We start from the raw sequence: 24331 nt of genomic DNA on the forward strand, positions 1-24331 counted from the left end.
ATACCAATAGAGACCAATTGATACCTTCAAATGGCATCTCGTGCAAACCGACGACGAGCGGCCGTTACGCGTCGGCGAAGATCTCCCGGTAGAGGTCCTCCGCGAGCCGATCGAACTGCGCGTTCGCCGTCGCGGCGGACGTCGTGTCGGCGATCCCCCGCCACTCGACCGAGAGCCGGCAGATCGGCGACAGCGCGAGGCCGCCGACGGTGACGTCGCCGTCGGGCGTGTGGACGATCCACTCGGTGCGCATGCCGTTCGACGACTGCGAGACGCCGTACACGTGGCCGCCCTCCTCGACCCACCGATCGACGAGGTCGCCGGTGAGTTGGCGGAGCGTCCGCTCCCCGTGGAGGTGACCCGCGACGCCGACACACACGAGGATCGCGAAGGCGGCGAGGGCGGCGAGCGGTCCGCCGTAGGGGACGTTCACCGACGCCGCCAGACCGGCGACGACGATCACGAGGCCGAGGACTCGCGCGTCGAGCGCGCTCGGAATGCCGCTCGCGTCGGCCCGCTGCGACTGGTGCTCGAGTTCCATGGATTGCTCGCTCGAGCGTGGGGCCGACTCGAGGATAGCCGTTGGCCTGCCCATCTGTTCGTTTTAACCCGGATTCGAAGCAAAAACGATCGACGGGCCTGACCGTCGCGCTCGAACGGCGGTAGAGTTCGCTATCCGGTCGGCGAGGGATACGGGTCGGCTCCGGTGGCGGAGGGCCGACGTCAGTCTCACGGCCAGTTCGCTCGTCAGTCCTCCTCGAGCAGCGCGTCGTCGCCGTGGGTCGCCCGCAGGTCATCGAGGGAGTCTCGCTGTTCCTCGAGTCGGGGCGTCGGCTCCTCGTACACGTACTCGAACATTTCGGTCGGATCGGCGCTGCGCTCCTCGGTTCGCTCGATCAGGTCGGCCAGCGTCTCCTCGACCTCCGCCTCGACGGCCTCGATCCGACCGTTGTCGAGGTGACCCTCGTAGCGGAGGTAGAGTTCGAACCGGTCGACGGGGTCCTTCCGGCGCCACTCCTTGACCTCCTCCTCGTCGCGGTAGGCGGAGGGGTCGTCGGCCGTTGTGTGAGCGCCGAAGCGGTACTGGAGAGTCTCGAGCAGCGTCGGGCGCAGTTCGCCCTCGTCCGGGTCGAGGGCGTTCTCGCGCGCGGCCTTCGTCGCGACGTAGGTTGCGAGGGGGTCCATCCCGTCGACCTGGATTCCTCTAAATCCGTACGCGTGAGCCTTCTGCGCTAGCGTCTCGGAGGCGGTCTGGTCCGCTCGCGGAATCGAGATGGCCCACCGGTTGTTGTTGCAGACGAACACCGTCGGCGTGTCGTAGACGCCCGCGAAGTTCAGCGCCTCGTGGAAGTCGCCCTCGCTCGTCGACCCGTCGCCGAAGTGGGCGACGCCGACGCGGTCCGCCCCGTCGAGTTTCGCGGCCCACGACCAGCCGACGACGTGAGGGAGGTGGCCGCCGATCGAGATGTTCAGCGGGAAGACGTCGATCTCCGCGAGCGCCGCGTTGCCGTCCTCGTGGCCCATCCAGTAGAGCAGGTACTCCCACGGCGCGCCGCGGGCGACGACCGCGCCGTGTTCGCGGTACTGGTAGGAGACGAGATCGTCGTCGGCCAGCGCGTAGGTCGAGCCGATCTGGGAGCCCTCCTGGCCGGCCATCGATGCGTAGGTGCCCAGGCGACCCTGGCGCTGGAGGCTGATCATCCGCTCGTCGAACCGACGGCAGAACTTCAGATCTCGATACATCGACAGTAGCGTCTCCGCCTCGAGGTCGGGCACCAGGTCCGGCGCCGCGACGGAGCCGTCCGGCTCGAGGATCCGCAGCGGCTCGTCGGCGATCGGATCCCGATCGAGCACGTCTCGTGACATGCCCGGAGCGTGGAACCGACGGAACATAACAGTAGGTGGGAGCGACGGCGGCGGGAAAGGTGAACGGATCAGTCCAGCCGTCGGCAGGCGTCGAACCGCTCGTCGGCGAGGTAGACCGCGCCGTCGCGCACCGACACCGCGAACCGCTCGAGGACGTCGCCGCGACACGGGCCCGCGGTGCACAACCCGTCGTCGCACTCGAAGCGCGCGCCGTGCTCGTGACACACAAACTGGTCGCCCCTGACGATGGCGCCGCCGCCGCGGTCGAGACGAACCTCCGGCCGGTGCGGACAGGAGTTGCGCCACGCCGAGACCGACTCGCCCTCCCGTCGGAGAATTAGCTCCGTCCCGTAGCTGCCGTTCAGGGCCTCACAGCGCAGCGTCCCGTCCGTCGGGACGTCCTCGAGCGGTGCGATCCGACGGGGGTCGTCGCCGTCGGGATCGGCGGAATCGGTGGCGGCCCCGGAGTCGTCGGGCCCGTCACCCTCGATCCGGAACCGAAACGTCGCGCCGCCCGCGGCGACCTCGCCCTCGTCGTCGTGAATCCGGACCGACTCGGCGTCGTCGTCCCCCTCGAGCGTAACCCGGACTGGTTCTCGCATACGCTCCCTTTTCGGCCGACCTAAAAGTACCTTCTGAAACCGCGAGATCGGGGGACGTGACGGCGATGGTGACGGTGCGGGGCGGAGACATATCCACTCGAAGGCCGCTATCGAGCAGCCGATCGATCCCCCGCCGCAACCGCTCGGAGGCCGACGGCGCGGAGATTCCCTCCGGTCGGCGATTTCCTCCGTCGACGTCCCGCGCAGGCGCTGACTGAGCTCGACGACCGAGCGTCCACGTTCCGCCCGCGGGGTCCCGTCGCGACTCGTCCCCACTGCCACCCGCCGCGTTCCCGCCTTCCGATTCTGCAGTCGGACGAGTATCACTATAGGCGCGGCCGACGAACGTGTACGGTGCCATGGACGCCTCCGAAGTCAACGTGGACGTGGAGATCGAAATCGAAGTGGACAGCGACGAACTCGAGATCGAAGTCGGCGATACGCGCGAGTTCGAAGGCGAACTCGAGACCGACGGGTTGAGCATCGAGATCGAAGCCGAGATCGAAGTCGAAGGGGAGGACGCCGACGAGGGCGAGCACGGCACGGACGAGGAGGACGGCGAAGACGAGAGCGGGGACGAGGACGAGGAGTAGCTGACTCGGATCGGACGCCGGCGCTCGCGATTTTCACCCCACCCCCGCCGCGACGAACGCGCCCGTGTCGAAAAACGCTATGTGCTGGGCGGTAAACGGGCGCACACGACAATGACGTGGCAGGTAATGCCGACCTTCGACGGGTACGAGGAGGCCCGCGAGTCCTTCGAGTGGGACCTCCCCGACGAGTTCAACCCGGCCGTCGACTTCCTCCGAAAACACGACGACCCGAGTCGGACGGCGCTGCGCTACGAGCCGCCGGACTCGGACGGAGGCGAGGGCGGCGACGGTGGCGGGGCCCTCGAGACGTACAGCTTCGAGGGCCTCGACGACGCCTCGGACCGCCTCGCGGCCGCCCTCGCCGGCCTCGGCGTCGAACCGGGCGACCGGGTGGGCGTCGTCGTCCCGCAGAAACCGCAGAACCCGATCACCCACCTCGCCAACTGGAAGGTGGGCGCGGTGTCGGTGCCGCTGACCGTCCTCTTCGGCCGCGACGCCCTCGAGTACCGCCTCGAGGACAGCGGCGCGAAAGCGGTCGTCGTCGACCCGAGCGTCCGGGAGACGGTCGACGAGATCCGCGGGGCGTGTCCGGACCTCGAGCGCGTGATCGAACTCGGCGACTGGGAGTCGGTGACGGGCGTCGACGAGGAGCGCGGCGGGGCGACCACCCACGCGTTCGCCGACCTGCTCGAGGAGCACGATCCGGGCTTCGACGTCTACGACTCGACGCCCGAGACGCCGACGGCGATCATGTACACGAGCGGGTCGACGGGGCCGCCGAAGGGCGTCCTCCACAGCCACGCCCTCTGGCTCGGGCGGGCCGCGGCGGCGTACAACTACTTCGATCAGGGGCTCGCGGAGGGCGAGGCGACCCTCTGGACGCCCGCGGACTGGGCCTGGGGGGCCGCCCTCGGGGGCACCCTCTTCGCCGCCTGGCACCACGGCTGCACCATCGTCGGCTGGCCGCGCGAGGGGTTCGACCCCGAAGACGCGTACGACCTCGTGGAGCGCCACGGGGTCACGAAGGCGTTCATGCCCCCGACGGCGCTGCGGATGCTGATGTCGGTCGACGATCCGGAAGGGGAGTACGACCTGGCCCTCGAGACGCTCGCCTCCGCGGGCGAACCCCTCACGCCCGAAGTCGTCGAGTGGGTGGAGGAGACGTTCGAGGACGTGGCGATCAACGACTTCTACGGACAGACCGAACTCAACCTCGTCGTCGGCAACGCCGACTCGTGGTTCGAGACCCGTCCGGGGAGCATGGGTAAGCCGTTCCCCGGCTACGAGGTGGCCGTCCTCGACCCCGAGACGCGCGAGGAACTCGGCCCCGGCGAGGTCGGCGAACTGGCGGTGAAGCCGGGCGACCGCCGCGTCTTCTTCGACGAGTACTGGGGACTACCGGAGAAGACGGCGGCGAAGCGAACCGAAAACGGGTGGTTCCTCACCGACGACCTCGTGGAGCGCGACGAGGACGGCTACTGCTGGTTCGTCTCGAGGGCCGACGACGTGATCCTCACGAGCGGCTACCGCGTCGGTCCGATGGAGGTCGAGAAGGCGATCCTCCACCACGAGGACGTCGAGCAGGCCGGCGTCGTCGGCGTCCCCGACGAGACCCGCGGCGAGGCGATCAAGGCGTTCGTCCAGCCGGCTACGGACGACTACGACCCCGAGACGCTGCGCGCGGAGATCCGCGACCTGGTTCGCGACCGCCTCGCCGAGTACGAGTACCCCAAGCACGTCGCGTTCGTCGACGAACTCCCCACCACGTCGACCGGAAAGATCCGCCGCCTCTCGCTGCGAGAGCGGGAACGAGCGGCGGAGTGACCGCGGGAGCGGACGCGGAACGTTATATCGACGGCGGAGTATATTCGACTATGTACCGTCTCCTGGTGCCCGTCGACGCGAACGAGAGTCGAGCGATCAAACAGGCCGAGTACGTCGCCTCCCGGCCCGAATCGGGCGACACGCTCGAGGCGTACCTCCTGTTCGTCTTCGGCGAGGACGAAGAGGACCTCCCCGATGGCTTCAACCGATTCAAGTCGGCCGACCGCGTCGGCTCCGTGCGCCGCGCGCGCGAGGTCCTCGAGGGCGCGGGCGTCGAGGTGACGATCCTCGAGGACAGCGGCGACACCGCCGACGACATCGTCGACGCGGCCGAGGAGTACGACGTCGACGAACTCGTCATCGGCGGGCGGAAGCGCTCGCCGGTGGGGAAGGCGCTGTTCGGGAGCGTCACCCAGACGGTGATCCTCGAGACCGACCGTCCGGTCGTCGTGACCGGCGGCGGGGACGGAGTCGCGACAGGCGGTGGAAACGGAGAGTAACCCCGAACGGAAGCGCCGGCGCTGGTGCACCGTTCTGCGATTCCGTCGGACGCATTCGCCCGTGGTTCACCTCCGCTTGCCGGTCCGGCCGACGCCCGACGCTCCGCGCTCGGACCGACGGACCTGCCGGGCGAACTCGGACGGCGATCACCGGATCCGGTACGTCGAAATCTCCGTCGAGCCGCAGGATCGACAGGTCGACCGATGCGACTCGAGGGTGGTCCCGCACCGTCGACACTCGACCACGATCGTCTCGCTATCGCCCCCGAACAGCAGGGAGGAGAGGCCGTCCATCATAGTGCGGGGCCTCCCCCCTCGCGGATTCGCTCGCTCCTCGCCGGTGACGTGCTCAGCGTGACCATGTCGGCGAGAACGACTATCCTGTAATTGGTTATTCTACCGCTAACGGGTTTTCGCTGGCGGAAACTCGACGTTGTGGCGGCGGTAGCGGCGGAAGCCGGCACCTAACCGGGGGAGTCCGGAACCGGCGCCGATCGCGGTCGAACGGGTGCTACGAGGACGTCCGGCGCGGCGGGAGTCACGACGGACGGGGGTGCGATCAGACCGGGACTGCCGTCCGTCCCGCCGTCGTCTTCGGCGCTCGAGTCGTCGGCGTCGTCGCCGTCGGATTCGGACTCCTCGATGACGTAGCGCTGGCCGGTGGCCGGGTCGAGCAGGCTGTCGACGGGCGCCCGGTCGTCCCGGAGCACCGGCACGTCGTCGGTCTCCGGATCGTCCATGTAGTAGTCGACCTCCTCCGAGAGGTCGACGCCGACCTCGCGCTCGAACGCGTCGGTCCTCGCCGCGAGATCCGCTTCCGTGAAGTCGGTCTCCTCGTTGGTCGCGACGACCTCGAGGTTCTGGACCGACCCCGAGTCGGAGGTGCGGAAGGTGTAGACGTCGGGGAACGACTCGTCCATCGTCTTGTACTGCGCGCGGTAGAAGTCCGAGGCGCTGCCGCTGGGGGCGGAGATGACGTTCGCCAGCAGGATCCCATCGTCGGTCAGCCGGTCCGACGCGAGGTCCATGAACTCCTCGGTGGTCAGGTGGAACGGCACCTGGTCCTTCTTGTAGGCGTCGACGACGATCACGTCGTACTCGTGGTCGGTGTCCTCGAGGTACTGCCGACCGTCCTCGGTGTGGACGTTCAGGTCGGGGTCGTTCTCGTGCTCGAGGTCGAAGTGGCGCTCCGCGGCCGCGGTCACTTCGGGATCGATCTCGACGACGTCCACCGTGGCGTCGTACCGGCGCTCGTAGTCTTTCGGGCCGGTGTACCCGCCGCCGCCGATGAACAGCACCCGATCCACGTCGTCGGGATCGTCTTGCATCAGCGCCGGGACGTGGAAGTACTTCGTGTAGTCGAAGACGTGGCGCTCGGGGTTCTCGAGGTCCATCGCGCTGTGGCGCGCGCCGTCCAGGTACATCGTGCGAGCGTCGCCGTCGTCGACCACCTCGAGTTCCTGGTAGGGCGTCTGCGTCCGGTAGACGACGTCGCCCCGGGGATCGAGCCCAACGGAGCCGCCGACGGCGGCGACGACGAGCAGGCCGGCCACGAGGACGCTCGCGACGGTCGTGGGACTGGCCGTCTCGTCCGAGGGGGACGACCGGGACGCGGATTTCTCGCCGGCGGCCGGACCCGCGCTCGAGCCGTCGCCGACTGCGGCCACGACGAGCGCCGCGCCGACGAGCAGGAAGCCGAACAGGAGGCCGGTCTGGACGATCGACAGCGTCGGGACGAGGACGTACGTCGCCGCGCCCGAGCCGACGATGCTGCCGATCGTTCCGAGCGCGTAGACGTGGCCCGACGCCTCGCCGACTCCTCGCTTGATCGACAGGTCCGCGGCGTAGGGGCTGATCAGGCCCAGCAGGTACGTCGGCGGGCCGAAGAGGACGATCGCCCCCGGGAGCGAGGCGAACCGAGGGGGGATCGGGATCGCCGCCGAGTACGACAGGATGAGTTCCCCGAGGGCGACGACGACCGCGACGTAGCCGGCCGTTCCGAGCAACAGCCAGGCGAGATTGCCGATCGACGCCGTCGCCGCCCGCTTCCCGCCCCGCCAGTACCCCAGGCTCAGCGCCGCGAGGAAGACGGTGATGACGCTCCCCCAGGTGTAGATGTTGTCCCCGAACTGGGGCGTGACCATGCGACCGGCGAGGATCTGCAAGCCCATGCTGACGACCCCCGAGACGACCACAGCGACCGCCGGCGCCGTGAGCCGGGGCCTCGCGACCCCGCCCGACGAGGGCAGCGCCGAGCGCACCCGCCTCCGAACCGACGACGGGCTGAGCGTCGAACGGACGGCCCCGAACGCTCGAGCGGCCCTCGAGCGGTCCGGGCTGTATTCCCCGCCGTTCGCTCGGGACGACCCGTGCGACGGGACGGCGGTGACGAGGGCGGTGCCGAAGAGGAGGGCGCCGAAGACCGCGGCGATTCGGGACACGCCGAGGCGCGGCACGAGGACGTAGGTGGTCAGCGCGGCGCCCGCGATGCTCCCGATCGTTCCGAGCGCGTAGACGTGGCCCGACGCCGCGCCGACCCGCCGCTTCCGCGAGAGTTCGGCCGCGAAGGGGCTGATATAGCCGAGCAGGTACGTCGGCGGGCCGAACAGGGCCACGACGGCCGGCAGCGCGGCGTACGCAGGCTCGAGCGAGAGGGACGTCGCGGTGGCGTCCACCACGGCGTCGTGCCAGTACACGACGCCGGCGACGTAGACGGCGGTGCCGAGCAGCAGCGCCGAGAGGAGGGGGTTCGAGGCCGTGCCGGCGCGTTTCCCGCCGTGCCAGTAGCCGAGGCTCAGCGCCGCCAGACAGACCGTGATCAACCCGCCCCAGGTGTAGACGCCGCTGCCGAACGCCGGCGCGACGATCCGGCCGGCGAGGATCTCGAGTCCCATGCTGACGATCCCGGAGACGACGACCGCGAGTTCCGGCTTCGTCGGTCGCGAGGGAAGGAGGGCCCGCACGCTCATTGTCCCCGTTCGGTGGCCGCGCCGTGAGTAGTTGTTGGAAGCGGCCAGCGCCCCGCGAGTCGGTGTCGGATGCCGACGGTGTCGGTGACAGGACGAATAAATCGATTGATACTGTCACACCGAAAGAAAGAGGCGGACGGAGACACGAGTCGGTATCGATGTGGCCGCCAGACGACCCGGACGACCGCGACGAACGACCGGTCACCCGGATCCTGCTCGTGAACGCCCTCCCGCTCGCCGGCGTCCTGCTCCTCGACTGGAACGTCGCGGCGCTGGTCGTGCTCTACTGGCTCGAAGTGGGGGTCGTGCTCTGGTGGGCGCTCGCCGTCGCACCGTTCGCCGAACGGCCGTCGGCGTACCCGGAGGAGCAGGCGATCAGCGGCGCGTTCCGCTACAGGCGCGGCGGCGTCTCGATCCCTCGAACCGGCCTCGAGATCCGCGTTCACAACCTTCCGGTCGTCGCGATCGGCGCCGCGGGGTTCGGGCTGGCCTGGCTCGTTCTCGCGCTGCTGACGGTCGGGTTCCTCGGCAACTCCCCCTCCGCCGCTCGTCTCACGGAGCCGGAGCGACTTCTCTCCCTGGCCGCGTTCGGGATGGTGACGTTCGCGAGCCACGGCGCCTCGACGCTCTCGACGTACGTCTTCGACCGTCGATACCGGGAGTGTTCCGCCCAGGAGCCCGTGAAAGCCGCCGTCTTTCCGCTGATGGCGATCGGAACGATCGTCGCGGTCGTCGGACCGGCCGTCGAAGCGACGGGATCGGGACTCCCGCTGCTCGTGGGGATCGTCTTCGCGAAGTTCCTGGTCGACCTCGTCATCGCGTACTGGGATCGGATACGCGGATTCGACGCGAAGACCGGCGGCTGGCTCGGAGTGTCGGACGACGACTCGCCCGCGTGGGACTCGGGCCCCCTCGAGGACGTCCCCTCGAGGCCGGACGTGACGATCCGACCGCGTCGCCTCGGCGTGGTCATCGACGGTACTGCGAGGGGCTTCTCGACGGGGGTCGCCGCGTTCGCCCTCCTCGTCGCCGTGGTTCTGCTCGCGCTGGGTGCCTCGGCTTCGATCCTGTTGATCGTCGCGCTCTCGCTGGGACTCGTCGCGGTCGTCGGCCTCGTCGACCGCTCCCTGCGATACTGGTGGATGGAGTACCGGATCCACGAGGCCGACGGCGGGAACGGTCGCGGCTGCCTCGTCGTCTTCGACCGCCTGCTCGGCGAACCGCAGTGGCGCCTCGAGCCCCGGCACCTCGCCTCGGCGATTCGCGAGTCGTCCCGCGTCGATCGACTGCTCGGGACGACGACGATCGCTGTCGAACTGGCGCGCCAGGAGCGGACGATCCGCCTCGCCCACCTGACCGAGTCGGACGCCCGACGGGTGCTCGAGGCCTTCGGCGGGTCGGAAGAAACGGACGCCTCGAGGGCGGACGCCGCGGCTCGAAGCGGGTGACGGACGGCGAAAAACTGCGTTCAGTTAGAGGGGTTCGGCGTTCGATCAGTCGGCCGCCAGCTTGTCGAGGCCCGCCGCTTCGATGTCCTCGCCGCCGACCGATGAGCGCAGGGCGTCCATGCCGTCGTCGCGGTCGATGTCGAAGTCCCGCTCGTAGAGGTCCGCGACGCGTTCCATCTCCTCGTCCGTCAGCTTCGGGACGTCGCTGGCGGCGGCCCACTCGTCGATGTCCTCGGCGGTGCGGAACGTCGGCGTCACGCTCGCGACCGGCTCGTGCGAAAGGAGCCAGGCGATCGCGGCCTGGGCCATCGTGCGTTCACCGTCTCGTTCTAAGAAGCGAAGCGTCTCGAGTTTCTCCCAGCCGGTCTCGTACCACTCGTCGGGGCGGAACCCGCGGTGGTCGCCCGCGTCGAGTTCCGTCTCGGGGGTGACCTGCTCGTTCAGGATGCCCGAGGAGTGGGGGACGCGGGGGATGAGGCTCGTCGACGAGCCGGTCCCCTCGATCGTCTCGAGGAAGTGGTCGCCGACCTCCTGCTCGAGCACGTTCCAGACGAGCTGGACGGAGTCGAACTCCCGCTCGATGGCGAAGTCGCCCTCGGCGAGCCAGCCGATGGAGGGGCCGAGCGCGAGGCCGCGGGCGCGGATCACGCCCTCCTCCTCGAGTTCGTCGAGCAACTCGAGCACGTCGGGGGTGATCTCCTCGACGTTCGCGTTGTGGAGCTGGAGGACGTCGATCGCGTCGACGCCGAGGCGCTCGAGGCTCTTCTCGACGGCCTCTCGGAGGTACTCCGGCGCCATCTCCTTGGGGAGTTCCCCGTGGCCCGCCTGGGGGTTGTTGTAGAAGTCGTACCCGACCTTGGTGGCGATGGTCACCTCGTCCCGCCGCTCGGCGAGGGCCCTGCCGAGCAGTTCCTCGCTGCGGCCGTGGCCGTAGACGTCGCCGGTGTCGAAGTAGGTGATCCCCCGCTCGAGGGCGTGGTCGATCATCTCGAGGGCGTCGTCTTCGGAGCGGTCGCCCCACCAGTCGGTGCCGACGACCCACGCGCCGAAGCCGACTTCGCTGACCTCGACGTCGGAGTCGCCGAGTTGCTGGTATTGCATGTGCGAGCCTTCGAATCGAGGGAACTTATCCGGTGCGGAACCGGCGCGCCGGACGCCGCTTGCGATCCCGGCCGTCGGCGTACGGGCCAGCCGAAAGTGATATATTTTTAAGGAATGTGCCCCGATCGAAGGTAATGGGCGACGGGTATCAGGAACAACTCGATCGCATCGAGCGGAACGTGGACCGGTTGGCCACCGCGGTCTTCGTCTCGGTCAGCCTCCTCGCGTTCGTCGTTTTCGCTCCGATTATCCTCGGCGTGACCGGGGACGGACTCTCGCTCACGCTCGTTCTCCTCGCGGGTGCGGCCGTCGTCGTCCTCATCGCCCACGGTCGACTAACGGCGTCGACGCCCGACGGGTGACCGTCCGAAGCGGGCAGGGGCCCACTCGACCTGCCACGTTCTCCATCGTGCGATCCGGGCGGGTCGTCGGGTCCACCCGGCAACCCGACCGCACAACCGAATGCCTATGCCGTCGGCGTGAGTACCTCGGGACATGACAAAGCGGTACGTCTCGCTTCCCGACGAGGCGGAAACGGGAATGGGCGAGTTCATCGAGGAGGTCGACGAGCGACTCTCCGGCGACGAGGACACCTGCAGCGTCGTGGAGGACGTCCTGATCGACCTCTCGGGAGACCGTGAGGCGTACGAACGCTGGCGGGCGGGCGAAGAGGTCTCCCCTGCCGAACGGGTCCGCCTCCAGAGCTACGACCCCTGTAACACCACCCTCGAGAGCGAGTACTACGCCGAGAAGGACGAGGAGGCGTTCCGGCGGTCGAAGCACCTCCAGTGGCTCTGGCGACAGTTCGACGCCCTCTCCGTGGCGGACAACGTCGAGTTCGCCCTCCGGTTCCGGCGGATGCTCGCCGACCACCTCTTCGCGGAGTGCGGGGAGAACTGCCGCTTCTTCAAGGGGATCACGTTCACCTACGGTCACAACATCGCGGTCGGCGACAACACGGTCGTCCACGACGACGTCCACCTCGACGACCGCGGGAAGCTGACCATCGGCGATCGGGTGTCGATCTCCGACGGCGTCCACATCTACAGCCACGACCACGACGTCGTCGACCAGACCGAGGTTCGCAACTACCACACGATCGTCGAGGACGACGTCCGCCTCACCTACGACTCGATGGTCCGGGCGGGCTGTAAGGTCGGCGAGAACGCTATCGTGGGCGCTCGCGGCATCGTCCAGAACGACGTCCCCGCCCACCACATCGCCATCGGCATGCCCGCCCGCAGCGTCAAGATCAAGCCCGGCTGGGAGGACGTCGCCACGCCCGTCGACGAGGCCGGCGAGAACCGCCAGGAGGACCGGCGCATCGAGTACGACCTCGACGACGACCTCGCGGTCTTCGACGAGTTCCAGCGCGACCTCACGCCGCCAAACTGACCGCGTCCGGGGTCGCGCTCGAGCGGTTTACGAACCGTCGCGGACGCGACATCCGACCCGAGTAAACCGAAGTGAAACGCCGTCGTTCGCTCGTCGCAGACAGTTCAGCAGCCCGACCAAGGGAATATCTCAAGTGGCTCGACATCGTCATTCGAGACGATGGAGCTCTGGGGCTGGCTCGTCGGATACGTGGTCCTGTTCGCGCTCCTCCACGTGCTGCTCTACTACTTCTACGTCCGTCGAACGGGCGACGACCGGACCGCGCAGGCCGCCCTCGCCGGCCCCGACCGGCTTGGCGCACACACGACCTCGAGCGATCGGTTCACGCGCTCGGACGAGGTCGGCGATCCCGAGGAACTCGAGGAGCGCCTCGAGTTCGACGGCGAGACGATCACCTGCCCCCACTGCGGCGCGCGCAACGAGGCCGATCCGACGTTCACCTACTGCTGGAACTGCATCTCGGCGCTCCGGCGGTGACGAGAGCTCGCGAGCCTCGCCCCTCCGTCGGCGACCGAACTCACCCTCCCGACAGCGGCCGGTTCGGGCGACGGCTGCCGTCAAGAAACTGGTAGTAATCAACGATTACGCTTTTATCCCCTTCCGCGAGAGGTAGCGTGAGACGATTCGCCATGTACCGACACAACCCCGCGCACGCGCAGAGTAGGCCGTACTCGAGCCCTCCCCCGGTGTATCGCGTCTACCACGATCCGGCCGGTCCCGCGAAACTCAGCACGACGGTCGTCCACGCGCTCTCGGACTGCCTGGACGTCGACGTGACCGACGGCAGCGTCACCCTCTACGACGTCGTCGATCCCGACGCGCTCGACGCCATCTTCCGACCGAAACACGACGGAACGCCCCGCGCGAGCGGGTCGCTCTCGTTCGTCGTCTACGGCCACCGGGTTACCGTCCACGCCGACGGACAGATCCTCATCGAACCGCCGGAACGCTACCGCTGACGGTCGGCGGGTCTTCGGACTCCCTTTCCTTTTCCCGTTCAGTTACGGTCTCGACTCCGACGGAATCAGGATTCGGGCTCGGATCCCGTGAGGCCGGCCTCGAGCGCCGCGAGGTGATCGAGCCCCACCACGGCGACGACGTCGCCCGGGCGGTCCCGAAGCGCCTCGAGGCGCTCGATCATACACCGCTCGCGCGTCTCGTCGCGGTAACTCAGGGCGCTCGAGTCGGCGTTCGCGAGCAGCGCCCGGACGGCGGCGACGTGAGCGTGCTCGTGTTCGGCCTGGCGCTCCGGCGTGTCGGCGTGGTCGCAGCCGTAGTCGATCGGATCGTCGAGCGTGACGGTCATCGAGGTCGCGTGCGTGAGCGTGGCGGCCACGCGGCAGGTGAGCGCCTCGCGGGTCGCGCCGCCGAGGCTCGAGAGGACGCGCCTGGCCGTCGCCGGCGGGGCGCGGTCGGCGACGAGGCGGGTCAGCAGGCGTCGGAGGAACGACCAGTTCGGCGCGTCGATGCCGACCAGGTCGGCCTCGGGCGCGGCGCGAATCGCCGCACTCATCTCGCCGCCGAAGCGCGGCGGCGGGTCGTCGCGCTCGGCGTCGTCGTCGACGTCTCGAGCGTACGCGCGGTACAGCGGGAGCGCGGCGCTCGGCAGTTCGAGCGCGAGGACGTCCGGGTCGGCGGCCTCGAGGACCGCCCGGACGCGGGCGACGCTCGCGGGGTGGTCGTGGACGACGCCGACGAGGATCAGATCGCCGCCCCGGCCGTCGAGACGGCGACAGACGCGGGCCGTGACCCGCGGATCGTCGAAGGAGGATGCGTACGGGGACTCGTCCATGAATCGAGTAGTAATACGCCTATACCGGCATAACCCTTCCGTTGCTCGAATTAGTCAGGTATTAGGTTCGTCGCTGACCGGACGAGAGGGGACGTCGAACGCCCGCTCGTGGGGGGTCTCCCTCTCGGAGGCTCGACAGTCGGGCCCGACGGCGGGTCCGCTCCGTCACCTCCTCGTCGTCGATCCCCGCGACCGAGAGTCGAGTAGACGAAGCTTACGGGCGGCGGGAAACCGGATCGTTCGATTCCAGGGAGAAACGCCGTCGTGACCCCCGACAACGGTTTCGGCGGTTTATTGCCCGGAGCGCGGATCACCCGGTGTGGTCGGTGCACCCCGCTGACGACGCGCGTCGGTCGGCGGTCGACGACGATCCAGGGCTTTCGGCGCGTCCGACGATGGCGACCGACGCTCGAGGCGGCCTCGAGGCGCGCCGGACCGGTCGACCGTCGCCGCGAACGACGCCGTCCACCACCGGCCGTCGACGCGAGCGGATCTCCGACGATCACCGACGATGACCGACGACACGATCACGAAAGCGGACGAGGGAAAACGCGTTCTCAACGCGGACGGGACCGAGGCCGGGCGAATCGTTTACGTCGACGCCGACGACGCCCGCGGGTACGTCGACCCCGACCCGGGGATCGCCGGGACGATCAGGGCGAAACTCGGACGCGGAACGATCACCGAGGAGGCCCACCCGCTGGACGAGGGGAGCATCGCGGAGATTACCGCCGACACCGTGCACCTTCGCGGAACCCTGTGAGCTGCGGTTCGGTTCGATCCCGGATCGGATTCGAACCCGGGAGCGGCCGCTGCGCGCGTCGAAAACTGGAATCGGCGGACCGGGGACCGCATCCGCCGGAACCGTGCACGTTGGAACGAACGTGAACGCGGCCGGGAGGTCGTCCCCGCCGGCCCGTTCGGTGTCCGACGTCGTCCTCCGTCGAGTCAGGAGATCGAGGCGTCGAACGGCCCCTTCGATGCTGTCGATCGGAACGGGTCGATAGCCCCCGTCGTACGCCGTCCTTCGCCCGAGCCACCGCCCCGACCGTTCGCCGAACTGGCCGTCGTCGCCACTCGCCCGATTCTTCGAGTCGCGTATTGAGCGTTGTGGCCCGCCGAAACCGTCGATATAGGGATTGTGGCCGCTCGGCGATCGTCGACGGGTTCGACGGGAGTCCGGTGGCGGCTCACCGGGACCCCGGCCGCAACGGCGTCGCGGTCGCCCGCAGCCGTCGGAACGCGTCGTGGGCCCACTCGAGGGCGGCCTCGGCGTCGTTGCGGATCGCGCCGCGGATCTCGGCCGCGTCGTTCAGGACGAAGACGAACGCCTCCGATCGGGTCGGCGTCTCGAGGACGACGAGTTCGTAGGGGATCGACTCCCGAACCGAGATCCCGACGTCGCCCGCGGTGAGCAACTCCTCGGTCGCGGTCGGGTAGGTGGAGATGACGAACGAGGCGAGGTCGACGGTGAACACGAGGTCGGCGTCGAGGTCGCCGTCGACGGCGACCTCTAGAGCCGCGTCCGCAGCGTCGGAATGCGCTCGGCGGCCACGCAACCGCGGAGCCGATCGGCGTCCGGGAGGCGATGTTCGATCTCCTCGAACGCCTCGTTCGGGGCGTGGGGCTGGGGCGTCCACGTGCGCGCCCCCTCGAGCATCGACAGCGACAGGGGGGCGTCGGGCGGGACGTACGCGAGGAGGTCCGTGGCGGCCTCGACCGACTCCAGGGCGCCGACGCAGTCGCGGTACTGGTCGACGGCGAGACGTCCCGCAGCCGTGATCCGGTGGGTTCCGCCCTCCCGCGCGACGAACCCGAGGTCCTCGAGTTCGCGGACCGCCCGGTCGACCGTCGAGCGGAAACAGTCGAGGTCGTCGACGAGGACGGGTTTCGTCGCGGGTCCCTCGAGGAGGCGCTCGAGCAGGTCCCGCCGGTGGGAGAGGGGTTCGACGATATGGGGGCCGGGGCGGGGAGGGGACATCGAACTGGTCGTGTAAGACTACCATCACTGGAGGACGGCAAAAAATCCTCGATTTCGTGCGAGCGACGCCTCGGGTGTGCGGATGCGTCCGGTCGATCGCGTCGTCCTTCGGATCGGCGCCGCCGCGCCGTCCGCGCGGACCGCCCTAGACGCCCGTTCCGTACCGCAGGATGCCGGCGAACCCGCCGAAGGCGTTGTAGAGTTGCTCGCCCTTCTCGAAGTCCGTGGAGATGAACTTCGTCTCGGTGCCGCGCTGTTCGGCGATCCCGATGAGGTGGTCGATCGCGTCCTCGCGGTCGTCCTCGTCCGCCTCGACGGTCGCCCCGCAGGCGGTGCACTCGTGTTCGGGCGTGGCCTTGCGCCGGTCGATCACCTCGCGGTCGGCGTTCCCGCACTCGGGGCACTCGTAGGTGACGACGTCCTTGCGGAGGTCCTCGCTGATGAGTAACGTCTCGACCGACCCCATCACGAGGTTCTCGCGGGTCGCCTCGAAGCCGTAGGTGGCGAGGTCGCCGGCGTGGAGTTCCTTGAAGAACCGCTCCATGAGCCGCTTGTCCTGCATCACTTCGGCGTCGGCGAGCACGTCCTCGGCGTTGTCGACCAGTTCGCGCAGCCCCGACTCGTCCGTGTAGGAGACGTCGAACTTGCCGAGCACCTTGTCCTGGATCTCGTGGTGGAGGTAGTCGCCGTCGAGGAACTCGTCTTTCGTCGGCGACGGGCCGCCGACGAGGACGCCGTGGAGGTCGTGGCGTTTGGGGACGAACAGGTCGTTTGCCATCCCCGCGACCTCCTGGTAGAAGTTGTCGATCGCCTCGAGGCGCAGGCGGGCGAATCGCTGGGCGGACTGGCCACCCTTGCGCTGCTTGCCGGGGACGAGCGAGGAGGCGGACTTGACCGGCTCGATGCGCTTGCCTTTCAGCCAGCCGACGTTCGCCTCGCGCCGATCGAGGACGATCAGCCCGTAGAGGCCCTTGTCGCCGAGCATCTCCTCTAGGGGCTCGGTGAGGAAGTCCGAGTCGCAGTGGTAGCGGAACGACTCGACCGGTTGCGGCGGCTGCTCGAGCACCTTGGTGACCATCTCGGTCTGGCCGCCGCCGGAGTCGACGGCGCCCGAGAAGAGCACCATGCCGTTTTCGGGCGGGTACGTGTCGTAGTATCGCAGCCTGTCCTTGATGCTCGTCAACGCGTCCTGCACGTTCGTTCGCGTCTGTTTGGACTTGATGTTGGACGCTTCGGAGTGCTCCTGGGTGACGTGAGCGACGACGTCGCTGATCTGGCGATCGTCGGGGACGTAGATCGTGACGAGTTGCGTACCCGACCCTTCGAAGTTCTTGAGGTCCTCGATGACCTTTTGGAACTCGTATTTCTTCCGGTCGGACTGTTCCTGCTCGCCCTCCTGGCTCATTATCGTTACAAAACGGTGCAACGGGTAAGTATGCTTTGACATGGTCGTTCGCCGCGTCCGATTCGACTCTCGCGGCGTGACGACGCCCCCGACCCCGCCTCGACGGCCGGCCCCGGCGTCACCGCCGCGAACGCGGTCGTCCGTTCGGCCGCCGGGACCGGCCGTCACGATTTAAGGTACTCCCGTCACACTGTCGGGATAACGACCGAGTATGTCCGAAGAGACGGAAGTGACGGTGTACGCCATCGCGAGCGGTAAAGGCGGCGTTGGGAAGACCACGACGACCGTGAACCTCGGGACCGCGCTCGCGCAGGCGGGAGAGCGCGTCGCCATCGTCGACGTCGATCTCGGGATGGCGAACCTCGCCGGGTTCATCAGCCTCAACGCCGATTCGAACACCCTCCACGACGTCCTCGCGGGGGACGCGTCGATCGAGGAGGCCACCTACGAGCTGGCCGAGGGCATCGTCGCCGTGCCGAGCGGAACCGACCTGGACGACTACGCCAAGACCTCCCCCGAGGGGCTGCGGGAGATCGTCGAGCACCTGCGCGAGGAGTTCGACTTCGTCTTCCTCGACGTCGGCGCCGGGGTCAGCCACGAGACCGTCCTCCCGCTCGGGCTCGCCGACGCCGTGCTCCTCGTCTCGACGCCCGAACCCGCGTCGATCCACGACTCCTCGAAGACCCTCGAGTTGACCGACCGCGCGGGCGGGGCCGTCGAGGGGCTCCTCCTCACCCGGACGCGCCCGGAGAGCGACGTCTCCTACGAGGACGTCGCCGCCAAGGTCGGCGTCCCCCTGCTCGGGACGATCCCCGACGATCCGGGGGTGCGCGACAGCGTCTACGCCGGGACGCCGCTGGTCGTCCACGACCCGAAGAGCCCCGCCGCCGTCGCCTACCGGCGCCTCGCGGCGGCGCTCGCCGGACTCGCACCGCCCGAGGAGGAGGAAGCGGACGCCGCCGACGCGGACGCTGACGGGGCGGCGAACGACGAATCCGACGCGTCCGACGCGGACGCCGACCGGACGGCGACCCACGACGACGTCTCGAGCGCGATCACCGAAGCCGAATCCGACCCGTGATCCTCCCACGGCATTAGCCGTGGGCGTTCACCTCGCTACCGCGGTCCCGCTCCCGACCACCGTCCGACCGCGTCCCCGTCCGCCGTTCGCAGCGCCACCCTCCCACCCGACGCTCGCGGCCGATCGGTCGAACTACTCGGCGTCGCCCCGATCGGTAGGGGGGAGTTTAACGCCGCCTCTCGGGCGTCGAGGCGCCGGTTTCTGCGGAACGCGTCGGCTACCCCGGGGCCCCGATCGACCGGACGAGACCGCCCCTCGAGCGGACCGTCGACGAGCGGAACCGTCGACGTCGACTCGGCCGTAACTCGACGGTATCCTCGCCGAGCCATCCCGAAATCAGCGGTCTCGAGCAGCCGACGCGCCGAATCAGTCGACGTGACCGTAACGAGCTGATTACTAATCACGGAGCCGATGGATGGGTCGCCCATGGATCGACGACAGATCCTCCTGGGCAGCGGAGTCGCACTGACGACCGCCATCGCAGGCTGTGCGGGCATGGGCGATGAAACGAGCGAGGACGACGGCAACGGAAACGGCGACGAGAACGGCAAAGATAGCGACGACGAGAAGGGGAAAAACGGGACGGCCGACGTTCCCGGCGTCGACACGGAGGCGCTCGTCGGCGATCACGACGGCGTCTCCGTCGACGCCCTCGAGCTCGACGGCGGCGAACTCTCCATCGAACTCTCCGCGTCGGAGCTAGCCGACGCGGACGACGCCGAGTTCGACGAGAAGACGCGGAGGAAGATCGAGGCGCTCGCGACGACGCTGGAGGGCGCCATCGAAGATCCGGAGGCGTTCGCGGCGGAGGTCGAGACCGTGGAGATCGCGTTCACCGACGACGAAGAGGTGATATTCGCGCTGTACGCCGACGTGCGGTGGATCCTCGAGTTACTCGAGGGATCGATGTCGGAGGAGGAGCTCGCCGAGAAGGTCGAGGAGGCGAGGGACTGAACGCGCGGACGACGCCGGGTCGAAACCGGACGACGACCGGCCGGTGCGGTTTCGAACGCCCGAGTCGGGCGGGCGGCTTCCCGCTGTTTCTCCCCGTCACATCGACCGCGGTGCGGCCACGCCGAGCACCGACAGCGCGTTCGCCACGGTGTGTCTCGAGGCGGCCACCAGCGCGAGACGCGCCTCGCGGACGTCCGGATCGACGCCGTCGGCGAGCACCGGACACTCGCGGTAGAACGTGTTGAACCGGTCGGCGAACTCCCGGGTGTAAGTGGCCACGCGGTGCGGTTCGAGGTCGTCGGCGGCCTCCTCGATCACCGCCGGGAAGCGGGCGATCGTCTCGAGGAGGTCGCGCTCGGCCTCTGTCTCGAGGAGGCCCGCGTCGCCGTCGCCGTCGGTCTCGCGCTCGAGGTCCTCGTACCCGGCGTCGGGATCGAGGCCCGCCTCTTCCAAGATGCCGCAGCACCGGGCGTGGACGTACTGGACGTACGGTGCGGACTGGGCTTCGAAGTCGAGCGCGCGATCCCACTCGAAGGTGATCGCCTTCGTGGGCTGCTTCGAGACGATGTCGTAGCGGACCGCGCCGATGCCGACCTGGTGAGCGATGCGCTCGACGTCCCCCTCGTCGAGGTCGTCATCGCGGATGCGGTCGTCGAGTCGGTCCTCGACCTCCTCCCGGGCGCGGTCGATCGCCTCGTCCAGCAGGTCGTCGAGGTCGACGCCCGTCCCGCGGCGGGTGCTCATCTTCCCCTCGGGGAGGTTGACGTAGGAGTAGAGCACCTGCTGCAGCTGGTCGGTGTCGTCGCCGAGCAACTCGAGGGTCGTGCGCAGCTGTTTCGCCTGCAGCTTGTGGTCCTCGCCGAGCACCGTCACCGCGCGGTCGTAGTTTTCGAACTTCCACTCGTGGTGGGCCAGGTCGCGCGTGGCGTAGAGGGAGGTGCCGTCCGAGCGCAAGAAGACGAGGTTCTTGTCGATGCCGTGCGCGTCGAGCTCGAGCTGCCACGCTTCCTCCTCGTAGACGGCCTCGTCGAGCGCCTTGAGCCGGTCGACGAGGTCGTCCGTCGCGCCGTCGAGCATGAACCGCGTCTCCTTGACGAACTCGTCGAACTCGGCGGGCAGTCGGGCCAGACACTCGGTCATCCCGCCGAGCACCCGATCGACGACCTCGCTCACCCGCTCGTAGGCCCCCTCGTCGCCCGCCTCGAGCCCGCGCATGATCGACTCGATCTCGGCCTCGGCCGCCTCGACCTCCGCCTCGGGGGCGGTCTCGAGGAACTCGTTGCCCTCGCGGTAGTAACGCACGAGGTCGTACTCGACGCGGTCGCGCGCCGGCGGTTCGTCGAGGTCCTCCTCGTCGAAGGTCTCGTAGGCCCAGGTGAAGACGGCCATCTGGCGGCCGGCGTCGTTGACGTAGTAGTGGCGCTCGACGTCGTAGCCCGCCGCATCGAGGACGTTCGCCACCGCGTCGCCGATGATCGGGTTCCGGGCGCGCCCGACGTGGACCGGGCCCGTCGGGTTCGCGCTCGTGTGCTCGACGACGACCGACTCCCCCTTCGGCTCGAGGTGGCCGTAGTCGTCGTCCGTGCCCGCCTCGAGCGTGTCGGCGAAGTACGCGTCGCTCGGCAGGAAGTTGAGGTACGGGCCCTGCGTCTCGACGGCGGAGACGTAGGTCAGGTCGTCGACGTCGATCTCGTCTGCGATCTGAGCTGCCACCTGCGGCGGCGCCGCGCCGGCCTCGCCGGCCAGCCGGAAGGCGACGCTCGAGGCCAGCACGCTCTCGACGTCCTCCGGCGGTTCTTCGATCCCGAGGTCGTCCGCGGGAAACTCGAGGGCCGTGAGCGCCCCCTCGAGGGCGCCTTCGACCTCCGAGCGGAGAGAGAGGAACATACCCGCCCGTATTCAGGGCTGGAGTAAAGGAATGTCGGGTTTCGTCGGCGGGCGTCGGACTCGAGCGGGGCCGCCTCGTCGCGCGACGCGTCGGCCGCTCGAAACGGGGCGTCGCCTCGGCGTGGCCGAAGACGTCCTCGGACGAATTCTGTCCCGTCCCTCGAACTCTCCCCCGTTCACTCGAACGCCGCCACGACGCGCCGGAATCGCTCCTCGTGGACCGGGCGGAACGGTTCGCCCGATTCCTCGAGCGCCGACGGGGTGAGAAATCGCGCGTCCGCGGCGTCGCTGCCCGGAACCGGGTCCCCCTCGGTCTCGGCGCGCTCGACGACGTAGTAGAGCATCACCACGTGCTTGCCGCCCCGGGGCGCCAGCGCGGCGGCGTCGAACAACTCGAGCGCGCCGGGTTCGGCGCGAAGGCCGGTCTCCTCCTCGAGTTCCCGGGCGGCACCCGTCGCGGGTTCCTCGTCGACCTCCAGGTGGCCGCCCGGGATCGTCCACTCGCCCACGCCGGGCGGGACGCCCCGTTCGACGCAACAAATCGCCGGTTCGGGACCCGAGGCGTCGACGACGGCGACGCCCGCGCAGGGAACCGGGTTGTGTCAGACGTACCGACGGCAGGATTCGCAGTAGCGTCGAGCGCGCCCTTCGAACGTCGTCGTCTCGAGTTCGGATCCGCAGTCGGGACAGAACGTCGCGGGTCGGCTCACCATCGGTTCGTTCGCTCGCTCGAAACGAACCGGTAAAGGCCTTCAGATTCGCGCCGGCGACCGCGACCGCGACCGCGAACGCGGCGCGGCGTCGAGGAGGGGAACGACCCGCTCACAGCGTCTTCAACCCGCTGCCGGTCAACGGGACGACCACGTCGTCGTCCTCGTCGATGAGGCCCTCCTCGCGGTAGCGGTAGAGGGCCGCGGGCGCGACGGCGCAGGTCGGTTCGACGTAGAAGCCGCCGCGGTGGAGCCGATCGAGGGCGGTCTCGATCGAGTCGCCGCCGACCGCGACGACGTCGCCGCCGGTCGCCTCGACCGCCTCGAGGAGCTCCGCCTTCCGGGCGGGTTCGGCGATCTTGATGCCGTCGGCGATGTCCGTTCCCTGGCCCTCCTCGTCGAGCGGGTCGCCGCCGAGTTCCTCGACGATCGGGGCGTGGCCGGCGGCCTGCGCGCCGAGGAGTCGGGGCATCCCGTCGACGATGCCCGCGTCGTTCAGCCGCGAGAAGCCGCGGTAGGCGCCCAGAAAGAGCGTTCCGTGGCCGATCGGGAGGACGATCGCGTCGGGGACCGTCCAGCCGGACTGGGCGGCGAGTTCGAACGCGAACGTCATCGTCCCCGCGTAGAACGCCGGGTTCCAGGCGTGGCTCGCGTACCAGCCATCGCCCGACTCGACGGCGTCGATGCAGGCGTCGGTGACGTTCTGGCGCGTCCCCTCGACGCGGACGGGGCGGGCGTCGGCCCGCTGGATCGCCATCAGCTTCGACTGCTTGACGTCCGCCGGCACGTAGATGTCCGCCTCGAGGCCCGCACGGGCGGCGTAGGTCGCGACCGCCGCGCCGGCGTTGCCCGAGGAGTCCTCGAGCACCTTCTCGACGCCGAGTTCGACCGCCCGCGAGAGCATCGTCGTCGCGCCGCGATCCTTGAACGAGCCCGTGGGGAAGACGTACTCGAGTTTGAACCGGGCGTTCCAGTCGGGGGCGTCGACGACGGGCGTGAAGCCCTCGCGAAAGGTGACGCGCTTCTCGATCGGGAGGAACTCGAAGAACGTCCAGAGGCCGTCGCTCGTGTCGAGTTGCGAGAGGGGCAGCGGGTTACCGGTGGGGTGGGGCGTCTCGATGAACTCGAGGGGGTGGCCGCAGGTACACCGCCACGGTTCGTCGGGCCCCGCCTCGTAGACGGCGTCGCAGTCGGGACAGATGAGGTCGGATGGCATGGGAGTTAGTGTATCAGTACGAGTCTACGCTGGTCCCGACCGAACAGACGTACTCGCCGGTGGCGGCCTGGGGCAGCCGGCGGGTCCGCCAGAGGATTCCCGCGCTGTCGGCGGTAACCTCGGCTCTGGATTCGCCGAAGACGGAGGTGATCTCGAACAGCGTCTCGCCCGCGCCGACGCGCTGGCCGAGTTCCTTGTGGAAGGTGACGAGCCCCCCGACGGGTGCGCCGTACTGTTCGAACCCCTTGGCGCGCGTCTGGCGGCTGACGTCCGGATCCTCCTCGAGGAAGTCGTAGTAGCGCAGGACGTTGAAGACGCCCTCGACGCCCGCCCGGATGCTCGTCTCGTCCCAGCCGACGCAGCCGCCGAGTTCGGGGTCGATCGTCGGGATGCCCTCGTCGGGTGCGACACGGGCGAGCTGGCCGTCGGGCCCCTTCTGGTCCAGGACGTAGCCGGTGCCGAAGACCTTCGCGAGTTCGAGGCACTCGTCGTGGAGGCGGTGGCGGCGGCCGCAGCGGACGCGGGCCTCGTCGATCATCCGGCTGGTCGACCCCTGGTGGAGGTCGAGGATGAGGTTCGCCCGGGTGGCCGCCTCGAACGTCGCCGCGGCGATCCGCTCGCTCGAGGTGCCGGCCTCGTTGCCCGGGTACGTGCGGTTCATCTTCGTGTCGTCGATCGGATTCCGGTGTTCCGCGATCTGGAAGGCGTGGTAGTTGACGATCCCCACGACGAGGATCGTCCCGGAGAGCTCGGCGGGATCGAGTCGGGGGACGACCCGTCGAACGACGCCCACGCCGTTCAACTCGTCGCCGTCGCTGGCCGCTTGCACGTACAGCGTCTTCCCCGAACGTGCGCCGTTGATCACGGCGACGGGGAGTCCGAAGGTGGAACCGTCCCGGGTCTCGCCGACCTCGAGCCGGCCCGTGTCGATCTCGCCGGGATCTGCGCTCGCCGTTCCCAGCGTCGTCGTCATGTGCCCGACGACGAGCCCGCCGGTCTTTATTGGT

Annotated in this window: 24 protein-coding genes and 1 pseudogene; 12 read left to right on the forward strand and 13 right to left on the reverse strand. The window is 68.9% G+C overall.

The features are described 5' to 3' along the window. Positions 1–64: 64 nt before the first annotated feature. The 3 genes from RJT68_RS03350 to RJT68_RS03360 form a co-directional block, all read right to left on the reverse strand. A complete protein-coding gene (locus tag RJT68_RS03350) occupies positions 65–541 on the reverse strand; it encodes a hypothetical protein (RefSeq protein WP_407040314.1) in 477 nt (158 codons plus the stop codon). A gap of 206 nt (positions 542–747) precedes the next feature. After that, positions 748–1866: a thiamine pyrophosphate-dependent dehydrogenase E1 component subunit alpha gene (locus RJT68_RS03355; RefSeq protein WP_407038965.1), complete on the reverse strand. Its 1119-nt coding sequence runs from the start codon at positions 1864–1866 to the stop codon at positions 748–750. A 68-nt stretch (positions 1867–1934) separates the two neighbouring features. Then, positions 1935–2468, reverse strand: coding sequence for a Rieske (2Fe-2S) protein (locus tag RJT68_RS03360; protein ID WP_407038966.1), 534 nt, complete (start codon positions 2466–2468; stop codon positions 1935–1937). 359 nt (positions 2469–2827) lie between these two features. Here RJT68_RS03360 and RJT68_RS03365 point away from each other — a divergent pair, with 359 nt between their 5' ends. From RJT68_RS03365 to RJT68_RS03375, 3 genes are all read left to right on the forward strand, one after another. Then, entirely contained in the window at positions 2828–3061 is a 234-nt protein-coding gene (locus RJT68_RS03365) for a hypothetical protein (RefSeq protein ID WP_407038967.1), read from the forward strand. A gap of 111 nt (positions 3062–3172) precedes the next feature. Beyond that, positions 3173–4885, forward strand: a complete 1713-nt coding sequence (locus RJT68_RS03370; RefSeq protein ID WP_407038968.1) for an acyl-CoA synthetase — start codon at positions 3173–3175, stop codon at positions 4883–4885. Positions 4886–4935: 50 nt separating this feature from the next. After that, a complete protein-coding gene (locus RJT68_RS03375) occupies positions 4936–5385 on the forward strand; it encodes a universal stress protein (RefSeq protein ID WP_407038969.1) in 450 nt (149 codons plus the stop codon). A gap of 464 nt (positions 5386–5849) precedes the next feature. On the opposite strand, the gene RJT68_RS03380 is transcribed toward RJT68_RS03375, so the two are convergent. After that, positions 5850–8354 (reverse strand): fused MFS/spermidine synthase, encoded by a 2505-nt coding sequence (locus tag RJT68_RS03380; protein WP_407038970.1) that lies wholly within the window; start codon positions 8352–8354, stop codon positions 5850–5852. Positions 8355–8512: 158 nt separating this feature from the next. Between RJT68_RS03380 and RJT68_RS03385 the strand changes: the two genes are divergently transcribed. Beyond that, positions 8513–9802: a DUF6498-containing protein gene (locus RJT68_RS03385; RefSeq protein ID WP_407038971.1), complete on the forward strand. Its 1290-nt coding sequence runs from the start codon at positions 8513–8515 to the stop codon at positions 9800–9802. A 45-nt stretch (positions 9803–9847) separates the two neighbouring features. Here the strand turns inward: RJT68_RS03385 and RJT68_RS03390 are convergent, their stop codons facing one another. Further along, positions 9848–10903 (reverse strand): aldo/keto reductase, encoded by a 1056-nt coding sequence (locus tag RJT68_RS03390; RefSeq protein WP_407038972.1) that lies wholly within the window; start codon positions 10901–10903, stop codon positions 9848–9850. Positions 10904–11037: 134 nt separating this feature from the next. Here RJT68_RS03390 and RJT68_RS03395 point away from each other — a divergent pair, with 134 nt between their 5' ends. The 4 genes from RJT68_RS03395 (at position 11038) to RJT68_RS03410 (ending at position 13257) form a co-directional block, all read left to right on the forward strand. After that, on the forward strand, positions 11038–11265 hold the full coding sequence (locus RJT68_RS03395; protein ID WP_407038973.1) for a hypothetical protein: 228 nt from the start codon (positions 11038–11040) through the stop codon (positions 11263–11265). Between the two features lie 133 nt (positions 11266–11398). Then, complete coding sequence (locus RJT68_RS03400) at positions 11399–12298, forward strand: acyltransferase (protein ID WP_407038974.1); 900 nt, start codon at positions 11399–11401, stop codon at positions 12296–12298. Between the two features lie 159 nt (positions 12299–12457). Further along, entirely contained in the window at positions 12458–12775 is a 318-nt protein-coding gene (locus RJT68_RS03405; protein WP_407038975.1) for a DUF7577 domain-containing protein, read from the forward strand. 152 nt (positions 12776–12927) lie between these two features. Then, complete coding sequence (locus RJT68_RS03410) at positions 12928–13257, forward strand: HalOD1 output domain-containing protein (RefSeq protein WP_407038976.1); 330 nt, start codon at positions 12928–12930, stop codon at positions 13255–13257. A gap of 65 nt (positions 13258–13322) precedes the next feature. Here the strand turns inward: RJT68_RS03410 and RJT68_RS03415 are convergent, their stop codons facing one another. Beyond that, the gene (locus RJT68_RS03415; protein WP_407038977.1) at positions 13323–14090 is read right to left on the reverse strand and encodes a hypothetical protein; all 768 of its coding nucleotides are present in this window, start codon (positions 14088–14090) and stop codon (positions 13323–13325) included. A 326-nt stretch (positions 14091–14416) separates the two neighbouring features. Between RJT68_RS03415 and RJT68_RS03420 the strand changes: the two genes are divergently transcribed. After that, positions 14417–14605 carry a hypothetical protein gene (locus tag RJT68_RS03420; RefSeq protein WP_407038978.1) on the forward strand — a complete coding sequence of 63 codons (189 nt, stop codon included), beginning with the start codon at positions 14417–14419 and terminating at the stop codon, positions 14603–14605. After that, positions 14602–14853 carry a PRC-barrel domain containing protein gene (locus tag RJT68_RS03425; RefSeq protein ID WP_407038979.1) on the forward strand — a complete coding sequence of 84 codons (252 nt, stop codon included), beginning with the start codon at positions 14602–14604 and terminating at the stop codon, positions 14851–14853. The genes RJT68_RS03420 and RJT68_RS03425 overlap by 4 nt, the downstream gene beginning before the upstream one ends. A gap of 427 nt (positions 14854–15280) precedes the next feature. Here RJT68_RS03425 and RJT68_RS03430 read toward each other — a convergent pair whose 3' ends face one another. The 3 genes from RJT68_RS03430 to prf1 form a co-directional block, all read right to left on the reverse strand. After that, positions 15281–15649: a transcriptional regulator FilR1 domain-containing protein gene (locus RJT68_RS03430; protein WP_455196256.1), complete on the reverse strand. Its 369-nt coding sequence runs from the start codon at positions 15647–15649 to the stop codon at positions 15281–15283. Next, positions 15604–16071: a hypothetical protein gene (locus RJT68_RS03435; RefSeq protein WP_407038981.1), complete on the reverse strand. Its 468-nt coding sequence runs from the start codon at positions 16069–16071 to the stop codon at positions 15604–15606. Before RJT68_RS03435 ends, RJT68_RS03430 begins: the two co-directional genes overlap by 46 nt. Positions 16072–16216: 145 nt before the next feature. Further along, entirely contained in the window at positions 16217–17476 is a 1260-nt protein-coding gene (gene prf1 / locus RJT68_RS03440; protein WP_407038982.1) for a peptide chain release factor aRF-1, read from the reverse strand. Positions 17477–17687: 211 nt separating this feature from the next. Between prf1 and minD the strand changes: the two genes are divergently transcribed. Both minD and RJT68_RS03450 read left to right on the forward strand, forming a co-directional pair. Continuing rightward, positions 17688–18557, forward strand: a complete 870-nt coding sequence (gene minD, locus RJT68_RS03445; RefSeq protein ID WP_407038983.1) for a cell division ATPase MinD — start codon at positions 17688–17690, stop codon at positions 18555–18557. Positions 18558–18983: 426 nt separating this feature from the next. Next, a complete protein-coding gene (locus tag RJT68_RS03450) occupies positions 18984–19511 on the forward strand; it encodes a hypothetical protein (RefSeq protein ID WP_407038984.1) in 528 nt (175 codons plus the stop codon). Between the two features lie 96 nt (positions 19512–19607). On the opposite strand, the gene argS is transcribed toward RJT68_RS03450, so the two are convergent. The 4 genes and pseudogenes from argS to RJT68_RS03470 all read right to left on the reverse strand — a co-directional run bounded on the left by argS (position 19608) and on the right by RJT68_RS03470 (position 24297). After that, complete coding sequence (gene argS, locus RJT68_RS03455; protein WP_407038985.1) at positions 19608–21398, reverse strand: arginine--tRNA ligase; 1791 nt, start codon at positions 21396–21398, stop codon at positions 19608–19610. Positions 21399–21574: 176 nt separating this feature from the next. Next, a pseudogene (locus tag RJT68_RS03460) lies at positions 21575–22111 on the reverse strand (NUDIX domain-containing protein). Positions 22112–22220: 109 nt separating this feature from the next. Continuing rightward, positions 22221–23324: a pyridoxal-phosphate dependent enzyme gene (locus RJT68_RS03465; RefSeq protein WP_407038986.1), complete on the reverse strand. Its 1104-nt coding sequence runs from the start codon at positions 23322–23324 to the stop codon at positions 22221–22223. Positions 23325–23337: 13 nt separating this feature from the next. Beyond that, a complete protein-coding gene (locus RJT68_RS03470; protein WP_407038987.1) occupies positions 23338–24297 on the reverse strand; it encodes a succinylglutamate desuccinylase/aspartoacylase family protein in 960 nt (319 codons plus the stop codon). Positions 24298–24331 lie beyond the last annotated feature (34 nt).

Origin of the sequence: Halovalidus salilacus, assembly GCF_031852275.1 — an archaeon.
GTDB lineage: Archaea > Halobacteriota > Halobacteria > Halobacteriales > Natrialbaceae > Halovalidus > Halovalidus salilacus.